Source organism: Jiulongibacter sp. NS-SX5 (assembly GCF_052828545.1).
Window position 1 is genome coordinate 3,312,262 of record NZ_CM128248.1, and the last position, 21,773, is coordinate 3,334,034.

Here is a 21,773-nt window from a genome sequence, read left to right on the forward strand (position 1 = left end):
TTTGATCTAGAACGATCTCAATGTCTCATTTATGATTTGAATACATTCAAGTAATTGTTCTTCTGTCATGACCAGTGGCGGTGCAAACCTGATTTTATTGCCATGTGTTGGCTTGGCCAAAAGACCACGGTCTCTCAATTTAACACAAATATTCCAAGCAACATCTGAGTTCTCATCTGTGTTTATAACAATTGCATTCAATAGGCCTTTTCCTCTCACTAATGTCACCAGCGGAAGTTCATCAACTGTTTTTTGGAGTTCAGCTCTGAATAATTGACCAAGCTTCTCAGCATTTTCAGCCAATTTTTCATCAATTACCACTTGAAGTGCTTCTTGTGCCACGGCACAGGCGAGTGGGTTACCACCGAAAGTAGAGCCATGTTCGCCTGGCTTAATACATAGCATCACTTCATCGTCTGCCAGTACTGCCGATACTGGCAACACACCTCCTGAAAGGGCCTTGCCCAGAATTAATATGTCTGGTTTGATTTCTTCATGATCAATACACAGCATTTTCCCGGTTCGGGCTATCCCCGTTTGTATTTCATCGGCTACAAAAAGGATGTTTGCTTTTTTACATAGCTCTCTGGCCGTGCTTAAATATCCTTCATCGGGCACCATAACTCCGGCTTCACCCTGGATAGGTTCTACCACAAAAGCCGCAATAAACGGATCTTCAAGAATAAGATCTTCAAGGGCTTTGATGTCATTGTATGGGATCACCTGAAAGCCGGGCATATACGGTCCAAAGCCTTTTCGGCTCATAGGATCTGTACTTGCAGAGATGACCGATAATGTTCTTCCATGAAAGTTATCACTTGCAAAAACGATTTTGGCTTTACCTTCAGGAATACCTTTTTTCTCATAGGCCCATTTTCTCGATAATTTAAGAGCCGTTTCTACAGCTTCAACGCCACTATTCATGAGCAGAGCTTTGTCAAAGCCAAACAGTTCGGTAATGTACTTCTCAAAGCTCCCGAGATTAGAATTATAGAATGCCCGGGAAGTGAGCGTAAGTTTAGAGGCTTGCTGGCTTAGTGCGTTTATAATTCTTGGATGGCAATGCCCCTGATTTACCGCAGAGTATGCCGAAAGGAAATCATAGTATTTATTGTCTTCCACATCCCAAACATATACCCCTTCACCCTTATCTAAAACCACCGGTAGTGGATGGTAGTTATGAGCACCGTATTGATCTTCCTGATCGATAAAACTTTGTGTTTTTTCTGTGAAAATTGCTTTCATAGTTTTGCTGATATTATGCTGCAATAATTGGAAAAATAGCTAAAATTAGCCAGTAAAGAGTTATATTGATTTTATTGATAAATATTTAAGTCATATTGACGTATGGATCAAAAGGATATTGAGATACTCAAAATATTACAGAAAGATAGTAGAAAGGCGTATTCAGAGATAGCCAAGTCTTTGGGCATTTCTAATACTATGGTGCACCAGAGAGTTACCAAACTCAAAGAGAAGGGTATTTTGCAAGGGCAAACTATACAACTAGATGAACGTAAGCTGGGTTTTGAGTGGAGTGCTTTTACAGGGTTGGTGCTAAAAGAAGACTCAGACTCTGGATTTATCATTGAGGAACTGGAGAAAATTCCTGAAGTAACGGAGTGCTATTATATAACAGGTCAGTACACACTCTATATAAGGATCGTGGCAAAAAACAGCCTGCACATGAGGGAGGTGCTTTATGATAAAATTGACCATATTCCCGGTATACTTAAAACAGAGTCCTTAATAGACTTCGGTGTGGCTTTCAAAAGAGGAGTACCGCTATAGAAAGTAATGGAAAAGTCTCCTCCATTTGATTCGCCTCACCACTGCGATTTCCGTAAATTGCGGCCCTTATGAAAAAGACGATTTATTTTGACAATGCGGCTACTACTTCCTTACATCCCGAGGTGCTGGAGGAGATGATGCCTTATCTTACCAATGTATATGGAAATGGCTCATCAATTCACATGATGGGTCGGAAGGCAAAATCTGCTGTAGAAAACGCCCGAAAGAAAGTTGCTGAGTTGTTAAACACTTCGCCATCCGAAGTCTTTTTTACATCAGGCGGTACTGAAGCAAATAATACAGTCATAAATGGCTGTTTGAATAGTCTCGGAGTAAGTAATTTTATTACATCGCCACTTGAGCATCACGCTGTACTTCATCCATTAGAATTTTTAGAGAAAAAGAAGGCCCTACATCTCCAACTTGTTAAAGTTGATGAGACAGGTACAGTGGATCTGGCTGATCTGCAGAATAAACTCAATGAACAGCCAAAATCTTTGGTTTCTTTAATGCATGGCAATAATGAGCTTGGGAATATTCTGGATCTTCAAAAAGTTGGAGAATTAGTAAAGTCAAAAGGGGGATACTTTCACTCTGATACTGTGCAAACGATCGGGAAGCTTCCAATTGATTTGCAAGAACTCAAAATAGATTTTCTCTCTGGTTCAGGACATAAATTTCATGGACCTAAGGGTGTAGGTTTTCTCTATATCAATAGCAATAACCGATTGAACCCATTTATTCATGGAGGAGCTCAGGAGAGAAACATGAGAGGAGGTACAGAAAACGTAGCAGGAATAGTAGGCCTTGCCAAGGCTTTTGAGTTGGCAGTAGCCAAAAGAGAAGAACGAAAATCATATATTCTCGGGATCAAGGAGTATTTCAAAGCTCAGATCGTGGAGGCTATTCCCGGAGTCACATTTAATGGTGCTTCAGGAGATCTGGAGAATAGTCTTCACCATATCATAAACGTTAGTTTCCCGGCTCACCCAGATAATCAAATGCTATTGTTTAGCCTTGACATTGAAGGAATCTGTGTTTCAGGAGGTTCGGCTTGCAGTAGTGGTACAGATATAGGGTCTCATGTTCTTACTACCCTTAATGTACCCGAAGAAAGAGCAAATGTTCGCTTCTCCTTCTCAGTGGAAAACACCAAGGAAGAAGTGGATGAAGTTATTCTGGCTCTAAAGAAGATTCTGAAGAAATAGACTCGGGTCACACAGCGTTTATAGATTAGCTAACCCGTTTAATAAAAGTAGAATGTCAGAAGTAAAAAGTATACTGAATTACATCAAATCGATTATTAAACCCAGCAAGATCATTGAGGTGAAGATACTTGACCCTGAAGTGCCTTCTAGGCTCGACAGGCAAATGGAAAGTATCGTCAAATCGCCACTTTTAAGTCGTGATCTTAGTTGGCTAACCTTCAATCAACGTGTACTCGATCAAGCTCAGAAAGAAGAACTGACGATTTTTGAGCGGTTAAAGTTTATGGCTATCACGGCCTCAAATCTCGACGAGTTTTTTACAGTCAGAGTGGGAAGTCTTTATAACTACCTGGACTACGGTAAAGAAAGAATCGACTACTCAGGCCTCCGGGAGCATCCATTCAGAAAGAAGCTTCTGGGCTCAATTCAAGAGTTTTACGAAGAAAGAAACCGAATTTTTAGAGAGGAACTGAAACCGCAGTTTAAGTCCAATGGCTTTCTGATAGTTTCTTATGATCAACTGTCTCGAGATCAGCAAAAGGAGGCGGATGAGTTTTTTGACCATACGGTTTTTCCGATGCTCACCCCGATGGTTTATGATCAGACGCATGCATTTCCCGTTCTATTGGCCAAGAACCTCATATTGGGCGTTGTTACCCAAAATAAAAAACGAGGCTTCAGTAGTAATGACCCAGATAGCCGGAAGATATCCTTCATTCAAATCCCAAATAACCTTCCGAAGTTTTATGTAGTTGAGCACAAAAGCATGATTCTTTTTTTACCAATAGAAAAGCTGATCATGGAAAACGTACAAAAACTCTATCGCAATGTAAAAATTGAGTCTATTGACCTCTTCAGGATCTTAAGAAATGGTGATTTCACTTTAGAAGAAAGTGATGATATCGAAGCCGACTTTGTTGATGAAATCAAACAAAAAATTAAAGAACGAAAAGTAGGTCGTTTGGTCAGCCTCACTATTGAGAAAGATCTATCACCATTTCTCAAAAAGACCTTGAAAGGCAAATGGGATATTGATGATTTCAATATTCTGGAGAATAAGGAATTAATGGACTATACTCGTCTGTGGCAAATAGTAAAACACCCAGAATTTAAAGGTGAGGTGCCTATGAGTAGGGGAGCCGTGATGCCTTTACATTTTAATCGCGAGAAACAAGAGTCTATTTTCAAAACCTTAAAAGATCAAGATGTTCTTCTGCATCACCCTTTCAATAATTTCGAGCCGGTACTTCAGTTAATTGAAAAAGCGGCAGAGGACCCTCAGGTTTTATCCATTAAACTTACGATCTATCGATTAGCAGAAAATTCCAGAATTACACAGGCCTTATTGCGTGCTATTGAGAATGGGAAACATGTCTCTGCTCTTTTTGAGATCAAGGCTAGGTTTGATGAAGAAAATAATATCAAAGAAGCCGAGAAGCTTCAAAAGGCCGGGTGTTTTGTGATTTACGGAATTGGTGGTGTGAAAACACATACCAAGCTGATGCTGATTGTCAGAAAAGAAGGGAATAAGGTGGTGCAGTACGCACATATGGCCTCGGGGAATTATAATGAAGACACCGCCAAACTGTATACTGACATCGGTATTTTGACCACTAAACCCGGGTATACTAAAGACATTTCAGAATTTTTCAATGTGATTACAGGCCACTCAGAGCCTCAGAACTATCAGTATTTGATCACTTCTCCGCGAGATATGAGAGCAAGCGTTATTGAGTTGATCAGAAATGAAGCACTTAATGCTAAGGCTGGTTTACCTGCCGGAATCTGTATAAAGGTAAATTCACTGGAGGATAAGGAGACTATAGAGGAACTGTATGAGGCCTCTAAAGCCGGGGTGAAAATCAAGTTGATAGTAAGAGGAATATGTTGCCTAAGACCAGGAAGAATCGGATTAAGTGAAAACATAACCGTAAGATCCATTGTAGGACATTATCTAGAGCATTCCAGAATATTTTATTTCCATAATAATGGTCAACCTAAAGTATATGGAAGTAGTGCAGATATTATGGTGAGGAGTTTTGATAGAAGAATCGAGTCTATCTTTGAGATTGTTGATGACTTCTTGAAAAAGCAGATGATTCTGATTTTGAGGTATAACCTCATGGATAATGTGAACAGCTATGAGCTGGGACAGTCTGGTGAGTACGAGAAAATTACCCCTGAAGGAGAGGAATTTAATATTCATGATCGCTCCTTTGATATCTCAGCCGAAGAAGTAGAAGAAGCGAGTCTCGATGACTTTTTTGAGCGAATTGCTCTGTTGGAAGAATCAAATGGAGACGCCTAGGGCGAAACCACCGAAGAAGTTCTGTCCGCCACCATCGGTTCTTTCGTAAAAAACGAGCCCCTTTCTATTCACTCTAGGGTTGATGCTTATCCTTGCAAAAATAACGGTAGGTTTCGGTGGGATGTCAATTAATAATTGTGGTCTGATGCCCAGGAATAGATTCGCATAACCTCTGTTATCTTCTTTATAGATTACTCGGGAGTATCCGGCACCGGTTTCAATAAACGTCTCGAATTTAAGCCTGGGAGGAAAGGTGTTCAATGGTCTCACCAGATCCTTCAAAACTTTGGGCAGCATGAAATTATAAGACATCTGAACAGGAATAGAAACACCTCTTGGGCTATTTCTTTTTGCCGGAAGATAACCTACACCTATTCTACCCGTATAGAATGATTTTTTATTTCTGATGAATGCATTTTCATAATTGATAGACATGATGGGGCTGATGCCAAAACCTTCTGCCATGATTGCAGAATTATAGCGAGATCTGTACATAATCTGGCCACATACTTCATGAGTACCCACAATCAGCACCAAAAAAAGAAGGTATTTCTTTTGAGCAGGATTCAATTAGAAAAGCAAAAAGTTAGATAAAAGCACGTTATTCCAGTGCAAATTAGAGGTTCTAGATCAAAATTCACTTATTTTGAATCAAAATTTGAACCAACAAACTGTTAATGGAACGCTATCTTGGCCTTTTAGGTATACTAGTCCTGCTCGGAATTTCATTTTTAATGAGCAACAATAAGAAAAGAATCAATTACCGACTGGTATCATGGGGGCTAGGATTACAGATAGGTTTCGCCCTTTTGATTCTCAAAACTCCCGTAGGACTACCCTTTTTTAGTTTTTTTGATATTCTGATCAAGCGACTATTGTCCTACGCAGATAAGGGTAGTGATTTCTTATTTAGCTCCTTTGTTTCAGGGGTAGTAGACTCTCCAAACCTCAATTTTGCAGTTAGAGTATTACCTACCGTTATTTTCTTCTCAGCTTTGGTTTCGTTGTTTTATTATCTGGGTATTCTTCAAAGAATAGTGAAGTTAATTGCTTGGGTTATGCAGAAAACGATGGGTACCTCAGGATCTGAAACTTTGAGTGTAGCCGGGAGTATTTTTGTGGGTCAGACGGAGGCTCCTCTTCTGGTAAAACCTTATGTGAAAGGGATGACTAAATCTGAGCTAATGACCATAATGGTAGCGGGTTTTGCCACCATTGCTGGTGGAGTTATGGCACTTTATGTCAAAATGTTAGAAGATATCCCTGGTATAGCCGGTCATTTAATGGCGGCTTCTATCATGAATGCACCTGCTGCACTAATAGTGGCCAAAATTATGTTTCCCGAGACAGAAGAGTCTGAAACTAAAGGAACACTCGAGGTCAATGTTGAGAAAACTGCCGGTAATGTGGTAGAGGCCATAGGTGATGGGGCGGTTGATGGATTAAAGCTGGCTGCCAATATTGGAGCAATGCTCATTGCGATAGTAGCTATCATTGCCATGCTGGATGGTATTTTAGGGTATGTCAATACTTCTTTTGTAGAGCTTCTGGGTTATATTTTTAAACCATTGGCCTGGACCATGGGTGTGCCTTGGGAAGAAGCAGGGACTGTCGGCGGTTTGATGGGCGAAAAGATAGTTTTGACAGAGCTTATTGCTTATTCAGACTTACAAGATGTACTTAATTCAGATGGACTTTCTGAGAGGTCGGCTATTATCGCCAGCTATGCTTTATGTGGCTTTGCCAATTTTGCGTCAATAGGAATTCAGCTTGGAGGAATCGGAGGTATAGCTCCTACACGAAAAAAGGATATAGCCATATTGGCCACAAAAGCCATGATAGGAGGTGCTATTGCATCAAATCTCACGGCCTGTATTGCCGGAATATTGATCTAAAAGATACTTTTGTAAATTTTTTTCTGAACCCTTCCAACCTTTTGCTTCTATACGGAGTCTAGGTTTTTGAAAAGGGTTTTAGGGTTAAAAAGGTTGGAGGAGAGTTTAACGACTTTCTTTCCAACCTTTCTACTTTTAAAGAATGTTGTGAAAAGAGTTTTAGTCATATATCTTCTTATAATTTGTACACTTTTGGCTTGTTCTAAACCAAAAGATGTGGAACCAGTGCATCTAGATGGTGTGCCTGTGGGAAGGTACAGTTTAAGTTTTTATGAAAATATCCAGAAAGTACCATATGAGGTTATCCTGGATGTTTCTGATAAGAGAAATGAAGATGGCGATTTCCTTATAAACGGTAGAAGTGCTGTGAACTTCTATGAATCTTCTTCCACTATTCAAACGACAGATAAGCAGTTTAAAATTAAGAGTTTGGCGGCTACAGAGATAGCTGGCTCTGCAGAAGAATTGAAGTTTGAAAACGAGTATTTCAATAGGCTCCTACAAGTTTCTCATTTTGAACTAAAAGCTGAAGGGAAAACCTTGGTTCTCTTCCTTAACGGAGAAAATACTTCCTTCATGAGTTTCACGCTTTCGGATATATAAATCAGGATCCGCATACAACTTTAGCCGGGGCTTTTGCATTAAGGAAGTACTAACAGATTTAATTATGAAAAAGCTAACAATCATTTTAACGGTCATGGCCGTGTTTTTTGGCTTTAGCCAGTGTGAAACTTCAACATTACCACCAGTGGATATTTCGATTGATTCGACCTACCAGGAGCGTACCGGTGAATTCGCTTTTACTTTTTTGAATAAGCTGGACGAGGAAGAAAAGAATGAAAACTTTTTTGTCTCCCCATTAAGTCTTCATATGGCATTGGGTATGTTATATAATGGTACAGATGGAGTTTCAAAAGAGGAATTAGAGAAAGTCCTGAACCTAAACGGCCTTACAGATGCTGAGATCAATGCCTTCTACAATGAATTAATTGATAAGTTGCCGAGAGTAGATCCTAAGGTGACGAATACACTTGCCAATTCCATTTGGCAAAGAGAGGGCTTTGATGTGGAGCAAAACTTTGTTGATATTCTCAAAGAAAGCTTCAGTGCAGAAGTATATGAAGAACCTTTCAATACCGCTACGCTGGACAAAATCAATAAATGGGCATCTGATAATACCAATAAGAAGATTGAGAAAATCTTAAGTGAAATATCGGCTGATCAGGTGATGTTTTTGATCAATGCATTGTATTTCAAAGGCGACTGGGCACTTGAGTTTGACAAAGACAATACACGTAAATCTAACTTTGCCGGCAAGGGAAAAACTTCTCAGGTAGACATGATGGCTATGAGAGATACTTTTGCTTTAGCTGATATGGGTACCTATAAAGCTCTGGATATGGAGTACGGAAACGGAGCATATGCCATGAGAGTTCTATTGCCGGAAGATGGCGATGCCAACGCTTTGATAGATAAACTGAATTATACCGAGTGGAAAGCTATCTCTGAACAGCAACAAGTTCAGGAGGTTAGTGTTGAGTTTCCAAAACTCAAAATGGAGTATGAAATTAAGCTCAATGATATTCTAAAAGGAATGGGTGTGCCTTCTATTTTTAGTAGTAATGCAGACCTCTCAAAAATTTCTCCTCCGGCTGGGAAATTGGTAGTCGGCTTTGTTAAACAGAACTCTTTTGTGGAGATTGATGAAGAGGGCACAGAAGCAGCCGCAGTAACCACAATAGGGATAGAACTTACATCTGTTCCGCTTTATGAGACGTTTCATGTAGATAAACCATTTGTGTTTTTCATTTATGAAAAGAATTCAGGGACCATTCAGTTTGCTGGTAAAATCTTAACCATTGAAGCGTAATGAAAAGTCTATGGTTACTTATTTTTCCGCTTCTTTTTAGCTCATGCAAAGAGAAAGACTGCTGTGTGTTTCCTGAAGGATCAGAGCTTCATGGAGAATGGGAATTGGTGAAAATCGTCAATGGTTTTGCTCAGATAGAATTGACCGGAGAAGAGATCGGCTATACTGAAACCCTAAAAATAGACGCGGGAAGAGATAAAATTACTTTTGACAAAAGTGATTCGCCGAAAGAAACTTTTTCTTTTGAGTTAAGAGAGGAATTATCTTACGACGCAATAGTGCTGGAAGAGGCAGATGAGTATCACTGGTATTGGCTTAATTATGAAGATGGTAAAGAAGAATTAACCCTCTATCAAAGGTCTCGGGTTGGGGCCGTTCTAGCCGACGGATCCTACTATCATTATTTAAAGAGATGATATTAAGTTTTGAGAGAAGTGGTGCTTTGTTAATTATTCTCCGTAGCTTTGCGTGGCAAATAATAGATCATAAATTATTTGCATATGCTTGACTCTTCAAAGCTTCTTTACGAAGCACTTACCTACGACGACGTTCTTCTTGTACCCGCTTATTCGGAGGTTTTACCGAGAGATTGTAGTACTGTAACTCGTTTTTCAAGAAATATACATTTGAACATTCCGCTGGTATCTGCTGCGATGGATACCGTTACGGAATACGAGATGGCTATAGCAGTTGCTCAGGAAGGAGGTATTGGTATTATTCATAAGAATATGAGTATTACCGAGCAAGCCGAGCAAGTAAGAAAGGTAAAACGATCTGAAAGTGGGATGATCATAGATCCCATTACGCTGCCACAAAACGCTCTGGTAGGTGATGCCCTCCGCATCATGAGAGAATTTAAAGTGGGTGGTATACCTGTGGTAACAGATGATAATAAGCTTTACGGTATAGTTACCAATCGTGACCTACGTTTCCAGAATGATTTCCAGAAGCCGATAGAGGAGGTGATGACCAAAGAGAATGTGGTAACTGCTAACCTTGGAATCGGACTTGATGAAGCTGAAAATATCCTTAGAGAATACAAAATTGAGAAGCTACCGATAGTGGATAAAGACCACAAATTGGTTGGCCTAATTACTTACAAGGATATTCTTAAAAAGAAAGATAGACCTAATGCTGCGAAAGATCAACATGGTAGACTGATCTGTGGAGCGGCTGTAGGTGTAACTGCTGATATAGAAGACAGGGTAGAGGCCTTGGCTAAAGCGGGAGTAGATGTAGTAAGTATTGACACAGCTCATGGCCACTCTAAAGGAGTAATAGAAACTTTAGCACGCATTAAGAAGCGATTTAGTAACCTTGATGTTGTGTGTGGTAATATTGCAACCGGCGAAGCTGCCAAAGCTTTAGCAGATGCAGGAGCAGATGCCATAAAGGTTGGAGTAGGACCTGGTAGTATCTGTACCACTAGAATTATTGCTGGTATTGGTATGCCGCAATTAACTGCCGTTTATGAGTCTGCAAAGGCCATAGAAGGTTCTGGTGTGCCTATTATTGCAGATGGAGGTATCCGTTTCTCAGGTGATGTAGTGAAAGCTTTAGCTGGAGGAGCCAGTTCAGTGATGATTGGATCTTTATTGGCAGGTACTGATGAAGCTCCTGGCGAGATGGTTCTCTTTGAAGGTAGAAAGTTCAAAACATACCGTGGTATGGGCTCTGTAGAAGCCATGGAAGATGGCTCTAAAGACCGTTACTTCCAGGATGCAGAAGCTGACGTGAAGAAACTGGTTCCTGAAGGAATCGTAGGTAGAGTAGCTTACAAAGGAAAGGCCGGTGAAGTGCTTTACCAGCTCAGTGGAGGTTTAAGAGCAGGTATGGGATATTGCGGAGCCGGAAGCATTGAAGAACTGCAAAAAGCCAAGTTTGTGAAAATAACGTCCTCGGGAATGGCCGAGAGCCACCCTCACGATGTGCAGGTCACGCGAGAGGCACCGAATTACTCAAGATAAATTACAAAGCACGATCAAGCGATCGTGCTTTTTTCTTTTAGAATCATAAACCATTTCAATGACAGAAAACTCTAAAATCTTTACGACTCAATATTTTCTCCTCTGCTTTAGCTCTTTCCTGTTCTTTTCCAGCTTCAATATGTTGATTCCTGAGTTGCCCGATTATTTAACGGGTATGGGTGGTGAGGATTATAAAGGTCTAATAATCGGGGTTTTTACGCTCACCGCTGGCCTTTCAAGACCATTTAGTGGGAAGCTAACTGATACCTGGGGGAGAATTCCTGTGATGATGGTAGGGGCTTTTGTATGTGTAATCTGTGGCGTTTTTTATCCGATTGTTAATACCATTGCACTCTTTTTGGTTTTACGTTTTGTTCATGGGTTTTCTACAGGCTTTAAGCCTACGGGTACGGCGGCCTTTATTGCCGATGTGGTGCCTTTTACAAAACGGGGAGAGGCAATGGGTATTTACGGTTTTGTGACCAGTCTGGGTATGGCGTTCGGGCCCTTTATGGGCAGCTGGATAGCAGATCAGTTTTCTTTAAATACTTTATTTTACTGCTCATCTGTTTTTGCGTTTTTATCGGTGGCTATTCTCTTCTCCATGAAAGAGACCCTTGCCCCTGAGAAACGACAAGGCTTCAATTTGAGGCTATTAAAAATGAAGCGATCAGATATTTTTCATCCGGCTATTTGGCCGGTGGTTATAGTGGTCTTCCTGAGTACATTTGGTTACGGTACTGTGCTGACGCTTACCCCGGATTTGAGCAAAATTCATGGTCTGCAAAACAAAGGTATTTTCTTCCTGATCTTTACGCTTTCTTCTCTACTGACTAGAATATTGGCAGGGAAGATTTCTGACCGTAAGGGCAGAGTTTCTGTTTTGATTTTTGGAAGCATAACCATGATGCTGGCTTTAGGGCTAACCTCGGTTACGTCCTCAGTCTATTTCTTCTATTTAGGAGGTTTCTTTTTCGGGATCGCCTGGGGAGTTATTTCTCCTTCTTATCAAGCCTGGACCATTGACCTATGTACAGAAGAGACCCGAGGTAGAGCTGTGGCCACCATGTACATCGCTTTAGAAGCAGGTATAGGCTGCGGTGCAGTATTTCCGATGTTTTTATATGATAACAAACCCGAAAGAATCGGTTACCCTTTCTTACTCTGCATGCTGATGTCCGGATTGGCTTTGGTATTCTTACTATGGTACAGAAAAAGGCAGAAGCCTGAAAAAGTGTCTCAATCCTCTATCTGACGAAGTATAGCTTTTTTATGATAGTCAATGTGGAAGCTCATAAACTGAAGATATTCGCGGACACTTAAATACTTAAAAGCAAGATGCGGAAGGCGGACTTTATCAAGATAGAAGTCTGACCAATCCGCCGAATTCTCTTTTAATTCATCATGCTTGGCAATAAAGTCTTTTATCTCATACACTTTTGAGCTATCAGGATGCATTCGGGGCTCAAAACCAGTTACTTTAGGGAGAGTAGCCTCACTGTAAGTTTTATTCATCCACTCCAGCCCACGGTACTTTTTAAAGTTGGGGCCAAAACGCAAAAGGAGAGCTATTTTAGGCATTTTGAGAGCCTTGTTCATGAGTTTAGCACTCAGTGTTAGGTGAGCCATATTTTCGGCAACAGACCATTTGTCGTTCTTAGAAACCATAAACTGGTCTTCACGAATTCTACCAACTATATCAAGAATGGCAGCCGTGCTATGGTCAATTTTAGAAATAAGTCCTTCTTTATTCATAGATATGAAAACTACGATTACTTAAGCTTTGCCAAAGTCCTAACGTAAACATCTTTAAGGTATTGATCATTTTCAAAAAGCTCACTATACATGACCGCACCTTCAAACTCCATGATGGTCTGCTGTGCCAAACGTAAACTTGTGCCTTCACTAAATTGACTTACAAAAACTGACTTCAGAGCCTCTTGCCAGGCTAGAATTATTTCCTTGAGTGTTTTCCTGAATTCAACTTCCTGACCATTGGTTTCTAACGTGGTATTGGCAATTATACATCCACCTTTTTTCTGCAACAAATTTTCTCCCACCCCCAGAAGTATTTTTTGAAGTTGCTCTCTGGCATTTTCGGTAGAAAGATTAATGTTGGAAAATACGTGATCTTCCAGCTCACTTTTGACTTTTAAGAGTACAGCAGACATCATTTTTTCTTTGCTCGCAAAGTAATGATAGAAACTTCCCTTCTGAAGTCCACAGGCTTTGGCCAGATCACTCATAGAGGTATTATAATAACCATTCTCTCTGAATACCTGTAGAGCTATTTCAATGATTTCCTCTTTATTCGTTTTTACAATAGGCATAAACGAATATACCTAAAATACTGATATCCTAAACGATCGTTTGGTATTTATTCTTCGCGTATTTGAATATTTTCGTTTTTGATTTCAGAGAGTAGTGGAAGGCTGCCATCTTCCAGAGCCAAAGGCAAATTTTCCAGAGGGTAAGAAGCCTCTTCAAAACCATAGTTATTATAATCCTGGAAAGTGATTTCGCCGATCTGTTGCCTGTTGGTCGCTTCTCTGAAACGAACACCACCGCCGTCTGTTTCGTAAGAATAAGCAAGATAGTCTAGTAAATGTGATTTAGAATTGATCCAAAACATAAAGATATCCTGATGATCTGTTCCGCCGCCTTCTTCGTCAAAACTCACCTTTAACACCTCGTAGTTTTCTCCTTTGATCGTGGTGGCTCCCAAATATTCTTTGTTAACAGCAGGGTCATTAAGACCACTTGGGAGGAGCATAAAATACGCCACTGAGTTCACTGAATTAGAATACTTATTGACCATGCAATCTGGCAGAGTGACAATATCACCATCAATACTTCTGATAAATCCTTCGTTCGTCAGTCTGTCAGAAATGATTCTGCCAAGTGTGTCCATTTGCACTCTTTGATAACTGTAAAGACCATCATCTTTTGTGATATCATAATGAATTTCTCTAAAGTCAAAGCTTAGGCTGAGTTTCTGGTATGCTTCTCCGCCATGGGCTTCGATAGCCTCCTCGGCTAATTGTTCGGCTTTAGGCGAGCATGAGAGTAAAGTGAAGATTGAAAGAAGTGTAAAAAGAAAGTAAAATGGCTTGTTCATATGTTTAGTCTAATGTTACATCTGCTTTGACTACCACATCACGGTAGTGAGGTCAAAAAAATAACCCGTTTCTCAGATTCACAAACGGGTTATTTGATTTAAAAGTTTTGATTTTTAGTTTGAAGCCAATTCTGCTTCAAATTTGACTGCTACTTCATTCTGAATTGGAGTAACTGTTTTCAGGTATTCATAAATAGCTCCCAGGTCTTCTTCTGTCATTCCTGAGTACATCATCCAGGGCATCATAGTTTGCATTGAACCTTTTTCAATACTATGCGGAGTATATGTACTATCTGAATACATCTTAAATAGTGCGATGAACCCATCTTTACTATGCTTCATTCCGGTTTCAGGGTCAGGACTAATATTCGCGGAGTAAACGGTGCCTAGCCCAGGAAGCTTAAAAGCCATTCCTCCGCCAAACTCTGTTCCTGGGATATTTTTCCCCATCGCATCTTTTTTAGAGTGACATTCTATGCAGCCAGCGGCATTGGTAATGTATGAGCCATATGCCACTACGTCAGATTTATCAGGTAGCGGAGTAGGGTTAGCTTCTACCGGAAAGGTGTTCTTAATCAGACTTACCGGGAAGTCAGTACTTGATACCTTATTGACAGATTCAACAGGACTTAGAGATCGTAAATAAGCTATAATCGAATACACATCTTCGGTAGCCATTTTATTATAATATTGCCAGGGCATGACCGGGAAAATAACTTCATTCTGTTTATCTACCCCCGAGGTTATGGCTCTATATATTTCTCCATCTGACCAGTCTGAAAGGCCATGAGGGGTGATATTTCTTGAATAAAATGTGCCGGGGAATCCCATATCATGATTAAATACATCGCCGCCTGCTCCTTCTGTACCAGGGCTTGGCGGGCCTGTGTATACGGTGAAATCTCTTTTGGAATGACAATCCATGCATAGATTGACATGATTAGCCAGGTATTGACCTCTATGAATACGTTCCTGGGTGAGTTCTACTTCTAAATCTTTGGGGGCCTCCACATTTGGCAAAGCCAACTTCAAAAATGCTACTCCAGCAATTACAATCAGTATTAAAACAGGAATAGCCCACTTTAAAATCTTTAATAATGTTTTCATATGCTATAGTTTTGGTCCAATGAAATTAGCCAATTCTATAGCCAAGGACTATTTTTTTTATCCTATGGGCTTTGAGGTATCTTAAGTTTAATCATCTTTGACTATGCAAAACCTCTTTGATGTCAATCAGACCCTATTTACTGTTCTGGGTTACCCAATGAGTTTTATTGAGCTGGTGGCTACCATTTCTGGTGGTATAGCAGTCTGGCTTTCGGCCAAAGAGAATGTGTGGAGCTGGATCATCGGCTTGGTCAATGTGATACTGGCCTTCTGGATGTTCTATCAGATTCAGCTCTATCCTGATATGTTTTTACAGGTGTTTTTCTTTGTGACCAATATTATTGGTTTTTGGCAATGGAAATTCCCGAAAGAGTCTGAGGCAAATCAAAAGCACGAGCTAAAAATCACCAAACTGTCTGTGAAGAATTTTGCTTTGCTTTCAGCAATAGGGGTATTGGGAACAATTCTTCTCGGAACCTTCTCAAAAAACTTGCATGAGATAGCTCCAAAGTTATTTAGTCTTCCTTCTGCTTTTCCTTATATGGATTCATTTACTACAGTGATGAGTGTGGTAGCTACATTTATGCTCATCAGAAAAAAAGTAGAAGCCTGGTGGATCTGGCTTGTGGTAGATATCATAGCCACATACATGTATTATGTCAAAGACGTCAAACTTTACTCTCTATTATACTTTGTATTCGTTATCATAGCGGCGTTTGGTGCTATTGAATGGACGAAGAGGTTTAGAGCTCAATCTTAACTTATCAAGTTCCAGGGAACGAGTCCGGTTTTTGCCAAAAAATATCGGAAAGATACCCTCAAGACACCCAAGCCATATTTAGAACTACGGGAGAAATTGATCGATGAAGCCTCCTCGAAGTATTTGGTAGGGCAGGTGACTTCAGCGATTTCAAATCCTTTTGAGAAAATCTGAGCAATGATCTCGTTATCAAAAATGAAGTCGTCGTCACATTTATTAAAGTCTACAGCTTTTAAAACGTCAGCCGAAAATGCACGGTATCCTGTATGATATTCAGATAGTTTCTGGCTCATGAGGAGGTTCTGCGAGAAGGTCAAAAGCCTATTGGCGATGTACTTGTAGATGGGCATTCCTCCTTTTAAAGCCCCTTTGCCCAAAATTCTAGAGCCGAAAACCACAGGATAAAGGTCCTCGGCAATGATACTTGTCATGGCTCGTATCAGTTTCGGAGTATACTGATAATCTGGATGAACCATGATGATAATATCTGCACCGAGTTCAAGAGCTTTATTATAGCAAGTTTTTTGATTTCCACCATATCCTTTGTTTTGCTCGTGAGTGATTACATGAGTGATACCAAGCTTTTCGGCCATTTGGGTGGTTTCATCAGGGCTGGCGTCATCTACAAGAATAACTTCATCCACTAAATCCAATGGAATTTCACGGTAAGTTTTCTCAATGGTTTTGGCTGCTTTGTAGGCAGGCATCACCACCACTACTTTAAGATCATTATACATATAGGAAAGTGCAGTAATTGAGGATAGAAATCCATTATTCGTGCCAAAGTAGTATTTTTTCAAAGAATATGGTGCATTTTTGCAGCCTCATAAGAAGAACTCAATCAGCTGTTTTTTATGGAATTCTCAAACGAAGTATTGTTTTTCGGCGGTTTCGCGGTTTTTGTCATTTTGGTAATGATGCTTGACCTCGGAGCATTTTCAAAAAGCAAATCTCATGTCGTAAAGTTTAAAGAAGCTGCACTATGGAGTGCGGTTTGGGTAGCTTTGGCAGTAGCTTTTTACTTCTTTTTGAGAACTTACGGTTATCTGATTCATGATATCAGTTCGCCTGAGGCTTTACAGGTGGTAAAAGATAAGTATTATTCAGCTTTGAGTTTGCCGGCATCTTTTGAAGAAGCCCAAAAGGCTCTTCAAAAAAATATGGCTCTGGAATATATAACGGGGTATTTGGTAGAGTACTCCCTATCTGTTGATAATATATTCGTATTTATCCTGATATTCAGCTCATTTGGTGTAAGAGAAGCCAATTATAAGAAAGTATTGGTTTGGGGTATTTTGGGTTCTATAGTGCTTCGCTTTGTGTTTATTTTCCTAGGTGCTGCACTTATTCAGAAGTTTGATTGGATTCTCTATATCTTCGGAGCTTTTCTGGTGTATACTGGGGTTAAAATTCTTTTCTCAGGTGATGAGGAGGAAGAAATTGACACCAAAAATCACCCTGCTGTTAAGCTGACTTCCAGATACTTTAACGTGTATGAGAAGTTTGTGTCGGACAGATTCTTTATCAAAAACAGATACCGAGATAATAAGCTTTTTGTGACACCTCTGTTTGTGGTAATTATAGTGATCGCATTCACAGATGTCATTTTTGCGGTCGACTCTATTCCAGCGATCTTTTCAATCACCAAAGACCCTTATATCGTCTTCTTTTCAAATGTGTTTGCCATAATGGGCTTGAGGTCAATGTTCTTCTTCCTGGTAAATATCATCAATATGTTCGCTTACCTACAGTACGGTTTAGGTGTATTATTGTCGTTTATTGGAGTAAAAATGTTGGCCCACCATTGGCTTGAGGAGATCGGGTTTACCAATCAGCACTCTTTGCTTGTGATCGTGGGAATACTTGGTGTGAGTGTTATTCTGTCTCTTCTTTTTCCTCCAAAAGAGAAGGCGGAAGCTTAGACTGCTGCCACCAGTTTCTACTCCAGACTCTGTCATAAGTCCAGTTTTTATTCTTCAATGTTTGAGGAAGGTAAGCAAAGGATTCTTTGATGCTCTCGGCTTCGTAAAAATTGACATCGTCAGTAAGTAAAAGTTGCTCAATCTGCCCGTCTGAGGTTTGCATTAAGTCTGCAAATGGAAGTTTATCTGAGAAGCTGACATTTTCCTCCATAATATCATCTTTGAGCAGTTTGGTCCAGCTTTTCGGAGTCTCAGTAAATTTGCTTGGGCTAAACTTTTTTTGAGAAACATCACGGGCATATTCCAGGTATTCTTTCAATAATATTGGCCCTGCGTTAGTAACCTGAGAAACGTCTAATTCCTCTGGTGAAATACTAGTTACGATAAAGATTTTTTCTTTGGCTCGGGTTATTGCCACATTAAGCCTGTTTTCTCCACCTTTTTGACTTAGCGAGCCAAAGTTTAACCTGAGCTTACCCTCAGCATTTTGAGCATAGCCAATGGAGAAAATAACGATGTCGAATTCATCCCCCTGAATATTCTCGATGTTCTTAACCGTAATATTCTGGTAACCCAATAATTTTTCTGAAATGAGTTCAGCCTGAAAGAAATTGAACGTAACAACACCGATCGATTTTTCGATGTTTGTGGTTCTCAGCAGTTTTACCAGCTCCAATACTTTTTCGGCTTCTACTTCATTGGTATTCTTATCCCATACTCCGTTGACTTTGAAAAACTCAATAGCAGGCTCTCCTCCATTTATTTCGTCATATTCCGGGAGAAGTTTGAGTTTCCCGTCATAAAACTTGCGGTTAGAAAAATCAATAAGGTCAATTGATTGACTTCGGAAATGGCCTTTGAGTGTTGTCTCAGGTAAGAAATGTGAACTTAGTTCCAGCAATGATTCTATCTCATGAAAAAGGTCTTCGTCTTCCTGAAGTTGAACGCGATAAAGATCACTTGGTTGTAATTGTTTGGAGTCGCCGGCTATCACTACTTGTTTACCTCTAAGCATAGCGGGTAGGCCATTCTCTGTAAAACATTGAGAAGCCTCATCAAAAATTACCAGGTCAAAAATAGGCTCCTCTGCCAAAGGAAAGATACAGGAAACGGTTTCTGGTGAAGCCATCCAGCAAGGAATGAGGTCAAAGATTTCATCCCTGAATGATTCAAGGGTTTTTCTGACTGGCCAAATCTGTCTTTTCTTTGTGGTTTGGTGTTTTAATTCCCTGTAGGTTGTGGTGTTTCCCAGCCTGTTTTTCTCGATGTTTTTATAGGTGAACTCTCGAAGTTTGACAAGTAAGTATTCTCGGCTAAACTTCTTTTTCTTGTCCAGTAAATCCCGAAGTTCTTTCTCCCATAAACTGAGCTGAAGGCTACTAACACTTCTCAGAATTGGGGATTTTTGCTCCAGATCATCGATCATATGAAGGATGAGATTTCGCTTGAAATGTGTAGCGAAGTTGGCATCATAGCGAGCTTCAGTCAGCTGAAAACAATTCCTCTCTGTGGCAGTCAGATTTTGGTAGAGTTGATCTCGGGCTACCAGATTGTCAAACTGATCATGAAGGAAGACAGAGAGATCATTGACATTCTCGGGACTTACGGTATAAATTTGATATTGACTCAAGACTTTGGTCCAGTCATTTTTTTTGTTCTTAATCCATGTCAAATGGCTCTCCCATTGACTTAAAAAGGTCTTGAAGTTTTCATAGCTTTCAAGGTGCCTTTGAGCAAAATTGGCTTTGCCTAAAAGTGCATTCCATTTTAAAAGAAGGTCAATTCTATGTTTAAAAACAGAAGCTGATTTATCTTTAGTTTGGAACTCTTCAAAGTCATAAGTGCCGTTTATTAGTTGAAGTTGCTTCAAGTCTTCAAGCTTCTGAAAAGCCGTTCTTATTCCCTCCTTATCAGTTTCAAGCTTGAAAAAGGCTAGGGTGTCGTTTGTTTGGTTTTTTGTTTTAGAAAGTAGTTTCCAGGATAATCTTCCGGTTATACTTTCAAATTTCTCATTAGCCTCTTTAAGGAAGATTAAACGTTCATCCAGATCATTGATGGCATAATCCTCGGCCTCCAAATCTAAGTCTTGAATGGATTTCAAGGAATCTTGTAAAGAATTGAGGTAGCTAGAATCGTTGCTGAATTTCAGCAGCTCTTCAAAATCACCTTTGCTGGTGAAAGCTTCTCGAAATTCTTGAATAAGGTCTAATTCTGTTTGTACCTCCAGATCAAAGTCAGCTCCGAGTGTGAGAAGCAAACCTTTTAGCTCAGCAATGTTCTTTAAGCTTCTGTGCAAGACCTCTAGCTCTGTCATTCCAAACTGATGGAAGGTCAAACGATTCTTCCAAAAGTCAGAACATTCTCCACTACTTTCCAGATGATTTTTATAAGCTTCGAGTGTTTCGAGCTTTTGTAGAAAATCAGAAAGTGTATCAAAATGAAAAAAGCGGAAATGTTCACTTAGGTCGAGCTCTTTTTGAGTCTGTTTATCGGCTTGCAGATAAAGATCTTTAACGGGTTTGCCGTATTCTTTTTGATCAAATAAGGCTGTCTTAAAGTCGGTTAAAGATGCTACCAGCTTATCGATTTTACGACTTGCAGCGTCAAATTCTCTTTCAAGAAAGATGGCGTTTAGGCTTTGGTTTTGATGCTTATAGGCTAGTATGTTGTCTATTTGCTTCGCAATTTTCGAATAAAGGTTCTTCCGGTCAGCTTTAAAATCATGTACCAGGGCCGTGAAAGCTTCCATTCCTACAGAGGCCAAACGTTGGTTTACCGTATCAATAGCCGCCCGCTTTTGACAGACTAAAAGGACTTTTTTGCCGTGGGCGGCATAGTCTGCCATTAGATTACTGATCAGCTGAGACTTTCCTGTTCCCGGTGGACCCTGAATCACCAATGATTTTCCGGATTTTACTGCACAGATAGCCGCCTCTTGAGAAGCATCCACCGCCAGAGGGAGTCGCAAATTCTCCTCTTTGATTGTTGCCGGGCTTTCCGTCAGGTTTGAGAAATAGGTTTCCAGGGAATCTGTTTGATAGATTTTCTTGGATTGTAAAAGGTAGTCGTAATCGGCCGTGATATAGGAACCTGTTTGAGGGTAAATGCCCAATACCGCCTGAGGGTAAAGTTTTAATTCGCCATTTTTCAGATCGTCAAAATCTGATTTGGCCATGGTCTTATAATCTTCCAGCTTTTCATCGAAGAGGTCAGAATTAAAGTTGAGTTCTATAGAACTTTGTTTTAAAAGCTGATAAAGGTTGGTTAAGAATGGTCGAATAGGTCCTCCAAACTCCGCTAGGTCGGTTTCGAGAAGTTCTTCATCTACCTTCACCTGATTAAAATGGCTATAGGCCAAAATGAAGCTTCTATTTAAGAAAATGCCATCTTCTTTCTTGCTAAGTTTCCACTTGTTGTTCTCTAACAGTAATGAAACAGGAATAAAACTTAGCGGACATCTTAACGCTGTACCGTCAATAAACTTCCCCATGACCATCGGATAACCAACGTATAAGTCTTCAGCACCGCGTTCTTCCTGTACGGTAAGGTCAGTCTTTTTAATTTGCTTTAATTGTCTGGCCAGATCATTGGTTGTGCCATTTCGTGGATCTATATACGAGCATAAATCGAAAGACTTTGAGCTACTCAATAATTTATCAATGACAAAAGAAGAGGGTTTGTTCTCTGCAAAGTTGAATGCATGAATATCAATAAACTGCCTTTTATACAGTCTTGGTAAAAACAAAGAGCGGTTTCGACTTGTCAGATTGACCAGCCTGTTTTGATATGTTTTGAGTAGATTGAGCATTCTTTAAACAATGATACGG

19 protein-coding genes are annotated in these 21,773 nt (G+C 40.0%); 11 read left to right on the forward strand and 8 right to left on the reverse strand.

From position 1 onward, the window contains the following. Positions 1–6: 6 nt before the first annotated feature. On the reverse strand, positions 7–1,245 hold the full coding sequence (gene rocD, locus ACUXV0_RS14590) for an ornithine--oxo-acid transaminase (RefSeq protein WP_446190300.1): 1,239 nt from the start codon (positions 1,243–1,245) through the stop codon (positions 7–9). A gap of 102 nt (positions 1,246–1,347) precedes the next feature. On the opposite strand from rocD, the gene ACUXV0_RS14595 reads away from it, so the two are divergent. The 3 genes from ACUXV0_RS14595 to ppk1 all read left to right on the forward strand — a co-directional run bounded on the left by ACUXV0_RS14595 (position 1,348) and on the right by ppk1 (position 5,307). Then, on the forward strand, positions 1,348–1,791 hold the full coding sequence (locus tag ACUXV0_RS14595; RefSeq protein WP_446190301.1) for an Lrp/AsnC family transcriptional regulator: 444 nt from the start codon (positions 1,348–1,350) through the stop codon (positions 1,789–1,791). A gap of 68 nt (positions 1,792–1,859) precedes the next feature. Next, on the forward strand, positions 1,860–2,999 hold the full coding sequence (locus ACUXV0_RS14600) for a cysteine desulfurase family protein (RefSeq protein ID WP_446190302.1): 1,140 nt from the start codon (positions 1,860–1,862) through the stop codon (positions 2,997–2,999). Between the two features lie 52 nt (positions 3,000–3,051). Beyond that, the gene (gene ppk1 / locus ACUXV0_RS14605) at positions 3,052–5,307 is read left to right on the forward strand and encodes a polyphosphate kinase 1 (RefSeq protein WP_446190303.1); all 2,256 of its coding nucleotides are present in this window, start codon (positions 3,052–3,054) and stop codon (positions 5,305–5,307) included. Here ppk1 and ACUXV0_RS14610 read toward each other — a convergent pair. Next, the gene (locus ACUXV0_RS14610; RefSeq protein WP_446190304.1) at positions 5,290–5,877 is read right to left on the reverse strand and encodes a hypothetical protein; all 588 of its coding nucleotides are present in this window, start codon (positions 5,875–5,877) and stop codon (positions 5,290–5,292) included. The two genes, ppk1 and ACUXV0_RS14610, sit on opposite strands and share 18 nt — an antisense overlap. 107 nt (positions 5,878–5,984) lie before the next feature. Between ACUXV0_RS14610 and ACUXV0_RS14615 the strand changes: the two genes are divergently transcribed. The 6 genes from ACUXV0_RS14615 to ACUXV0_RS14640 all read left to right on the forward strand — a co-directional run bounded on the left by ACUXV0_RS14615 (position 5,985) and on the right by ACUXV0_RS14640 (position 12,294). Next, the gene (locus ACUXV0_RS14615) at positions 5,985–7,202 is read left to right on the forward strand and encodes a NupC/NupG family nucleoside CNT transporter (protein WP_446190305.1); all 1,218 of its coding nucleotides are present in this window, start codon (positions 5,985–5,987) and stop codon (positions 7,200–7,202) included. Between the two features lie 216 nt (positions 7,203–7,418). Next, complete coding sequence (locus ACUXV0_RS14620; protein WP_446190306.1) at positions 7,419–7,805, forward strand: META domain-containing protein; 387 nt, start codon at positions 7,419–7,421, stop codon at positions 7,803–7,805. Positions 7,806–7,869: 64 nt separating this feature from the next. Beyond that, positions 7,870–9,072: a serpin family protein gene (locus ACUXV0_RS14625; RefSeq protein WP_446190307.1), complete on the forward strand. Its 1,203-nt coding sequence runs from the start codon at positions 7,870–7,872 to the stop codon at positions 9,070–9,072. Then, complete coding sequence (locus ACUXV0_RS14630; protein WP_446190308.1) at positions 9,072–9,488, forward strand: hypothetical protein; 417 nt, start codon at positions 9,072–9,074, stop codon at positions 9,486–9,488. Before ACUXV0_RS14625 ends, ACUXV0_RS14630 begins: the two co-directional genes overlap by 1 nt. Before the next feature lie 84 nt (positions 9,489–9,572). Next, positions 9,573–11,039, forward strand: coding sequence for an IMP dehydrogenase (guaB, locus tag ACUXV0_RS14635; protein WP_446190309.1), 1,467 nt, complete (start codon positions 9,573–9,575; stop codon positions 11,037–11,039). Between the two features lie 58 nt (positions 11,040–11,097). Further along, positions 11,098–12,294, forward strand: coding sequence for an MFS transporter (locus tag ACUXV0_RS14640; protein ID WP_446190310.1), 1,197 nt, complete (start codon positions 11,098–11,100; stop codon positions 12,292–12,294). On the opposite strand, the gene ACUXV0_RS14645 is transcribed toward ACUXV0_RS14640, so the two are convergent. From ACUXV0_RS14645 to ACUXV0_RS14660, 4 genes are all read right to left on the reverse strand, one after another. Next, the gene (locus tag ACUXV0_RS14645) at positions 12,279–12,794 is read right to left on the reverse strand and encodes a DinB family protein (RefSeq protein ID WP_446190311.1); all 516 of its coding nucleotides are present in this window, start codon (positions 12,792–12,794) and stop codon (positions 12,279–12,281) included. The two genes, ACUXV0_RS14640 and ACUXV0_RS14645, sit on opposite strands and share 16 nt — an antisense overlap. Before the next feature lie 17 nt (positions 12,795–12,811). Then, positions 12,812–13,369 (reverse strand): TetR/AcrR family transcriptional regulator, encoded by a 558-nt coding sequence (locus tag ACUXV0_RS14650; protein WP_446190312.1) that lies wholly within the window; start codon positions 13,367–13,369, stop codon positions 12,812–12,814. A 47-nt stretch (positions 13,370–13,416) separates the two neighbouring features. Beyond that, positions 13,417–14,157, reverse strand: coding sequence for a DUF6503 family protein (locus ACUXV0_RS14655; protein WP_446190313.1), 741 nt, complete (start codon positions 14,155–14,157; stop codon positions 13,417–13,419). Between the two features lie 114 nt (positions 14,158–14,271). Further along, on the reverse strand, positions 14,272–15,264 hold the full coding sequence (locus ACUXV0_RS14660) for a cytochrome c (protein ID WP_446190314.1): 993 nt from the start codon (positions 15,262–15,264) through the stop codon (positions 14,272–14,274). A 103-nt stretch (positions 15,265–15,367) separates the two neighbouring features. Here ACUXV0_RS14660 and pnuC point away from each other — a divergent pair, with 103 nt between their 5' ends. Continuing rightward, entirely contained in the window at positions 15,368–16,024 is a 657-nt protein-coding gene (pnuC, locus tag ACUXV0_RS14665) for a nicotinamide riboside transporter PnuC (RefSeq protein ID WP_446190315.1), read from the forward strand. Here the strand turns inward: pnuC and ACUXV0_RS14670 are convergent. Beyond that, positions 16,021–16,761 (reverse strand): glycosyltransferase family 2 protein, encoded by a 741-nt coding sequence (locus tag ACUXV0_RS14670; protein WP_446192816.1) that lies wholly within the window; start codon positions 16,759–16,761, stop codon positions 16,021–16,023. The two genes, pnuC and ACUXV0_RS14670, sit on opposite strands and share 4 nt — an antisense overlap. A 117-nt stretch (positions 16,762–16,878) precedes the next feature. On the opposite strand from ACUXV0_RS14670, the gene ACUXV0_RS14675 reads away from it, so the two are divergent. Beyond that, positions 16,879–17,946 (forward strand): TerC/Alx family metal homeostasis membrane protein, encoded by a 1,068-nt coding sequence (locus ACUXV0_RS14675; RefSeq protein ID WP_446190316.1) that lies wholly within the window; start codon positions 16,879–16,881, stop codon positions 17,944–17,946. Here ACUXV0_RS14675 and ACUXV0_RS14680 read toward each other — a convergent pair. Continuing rightward, on the reverse strand, positions 17,900–21,754 hold the full coding sequence (locus ACUXV0_RS14680) for an AAA domain-containing protein (RefSeq protein WP_446190317.1): 3,855 nt from the start codon (positions 21,752–21,754) through the stop codon (positions 17,900–17,902). The two genes, ACUXV0_RS14675 and ACUXV0_RS14680, sit on opposite strands and share 47 nt — an antisense overlap. Between the last annotated feature and the right edge of the window lie 19 nt (positions 21,755–21,773).

Excerpts from the sequence above, each read along its gene's own strand:
- ACUXV0_RS14615 (WP_446190305.1), top strand. The coding sequence starts at position 5,985 with ATGGAACGCTATCTTGGCCTTTTAGGTATACTAGTCCTGCTCGGAATT.
- ACUXV0_RS14650 (WP_446190312.1), bottom strand. The coding sequence starts at position 13,369 with ATGCCTATTGTAAAAACGAATAAAGAGGAAATCATTGAAATAGCTCTA.
- pnuC (WP_446190315.1), top strand. The coding sequence starts at position 15,368 with ATGCAAAACCTCTTTGATGTCAATCAGACCCTATTTACTGTTCTGGGT.
- ACUXV0_RS14660 (WP_446190314.1), bottom strand. The coding sequence starts at position 15,264 with ATGAAAACATTATTAAAGATTTTAAAGTGGGCTATTCCTGTTTTAATA.
- ACUXV0_RS14675 (WP_446190316.1), top strand. The coding sequence starts at position 16,879 with ATGGAATTCTCAAACGAAGTATTGTTTTTCGGCGGTTTCGCGGTTTTT.
- ACUXV0_RS14630 (WP_446190308.1), top strand. The coding sequence starts at position 9,072 with ATGAAAAGTCTATGGTTACTTATTTTTCCGCTTCTTTTTAGCTCATGC.
- ACUXV0_RS14625 (WP_446190307.1), top strand. The coding sequence starts at position 7,870 with ATGAAAAAGCTAACAATCATTTTAACGGTCATGGCCGTGTTTTTTGGC.
- rocD (WP_446190300.1), bottom strand. The coding sequence starts at position 1,245 with ATGAAAGCAATTTTCACAGAAAAAACACAAAGTTTTATCGATCAGGAA.
- ACUXV0_RS14655 (WP_446190313.1), bottom strand. The coding sequence starts at position 14,157 with ATGAACAAGCCATTTTACTTTCTTTTTACACTTCTTTCAATCTTCACT.
- ppk1 (WP_446190303.1), top strand. The coding sequence starts at position 3,052 with ATGTCAGAAGTAAAAAGTATACTGAATTACATCAAATCGATTATTAAA.
- ACUXV0_RS14640 (WP_446190310.1), top strand. The coding sequence starts at position 11,098 with ATGACAGAAAACTCTAAAATCTTTACGACTCAATATTTTCTCCTCTGC.
- ACUXV0_RS14670 (WP_446192816.1), bottom strand. The coding sequence starts at position 16,761 with ATGTATAATGATCTTAAAGTAGTGGTGGTGATGCCTGCCTACAAAGCA.
- ACUXV0_RS14680 (WP_446190317.1), bottom strand. The coding sequence starts at position 21,754 with ATGCTCAATCTACTCAAAACATATCAAAACAGGCTGGTCAATCTGACA.
- guaB (WP_446190309.1), top strand. The coding sequence starts at position 9,573 with ATGCTTGACTCTTCAAAGCTTCTTTACGAAGCACTTACCTACGACGAC.
- ACUXV0_RS14595 (WP_446190301.1), top strand. The coding sequence starts at position 1,348 with ATGGATCAAAAGGATATTGAGATACTCAAAATATTACAGAAAGATAGT.
- ACUXV0_RS14600 (WP_446190302.1), top strand. The coding sequence starts at position 1,860 with ATGAAAAAGACGATTTATTTTGACAATGCGGCTACTACTTCCTTACAT.
- ACUXV0_RS14645 (WP_446190311.1), bottom strand. The coding sequence starts at position 12,794 with ATGAATAAAGAAGGACTTATTTCTAAAATTGACCATAGCACGGCTGCC.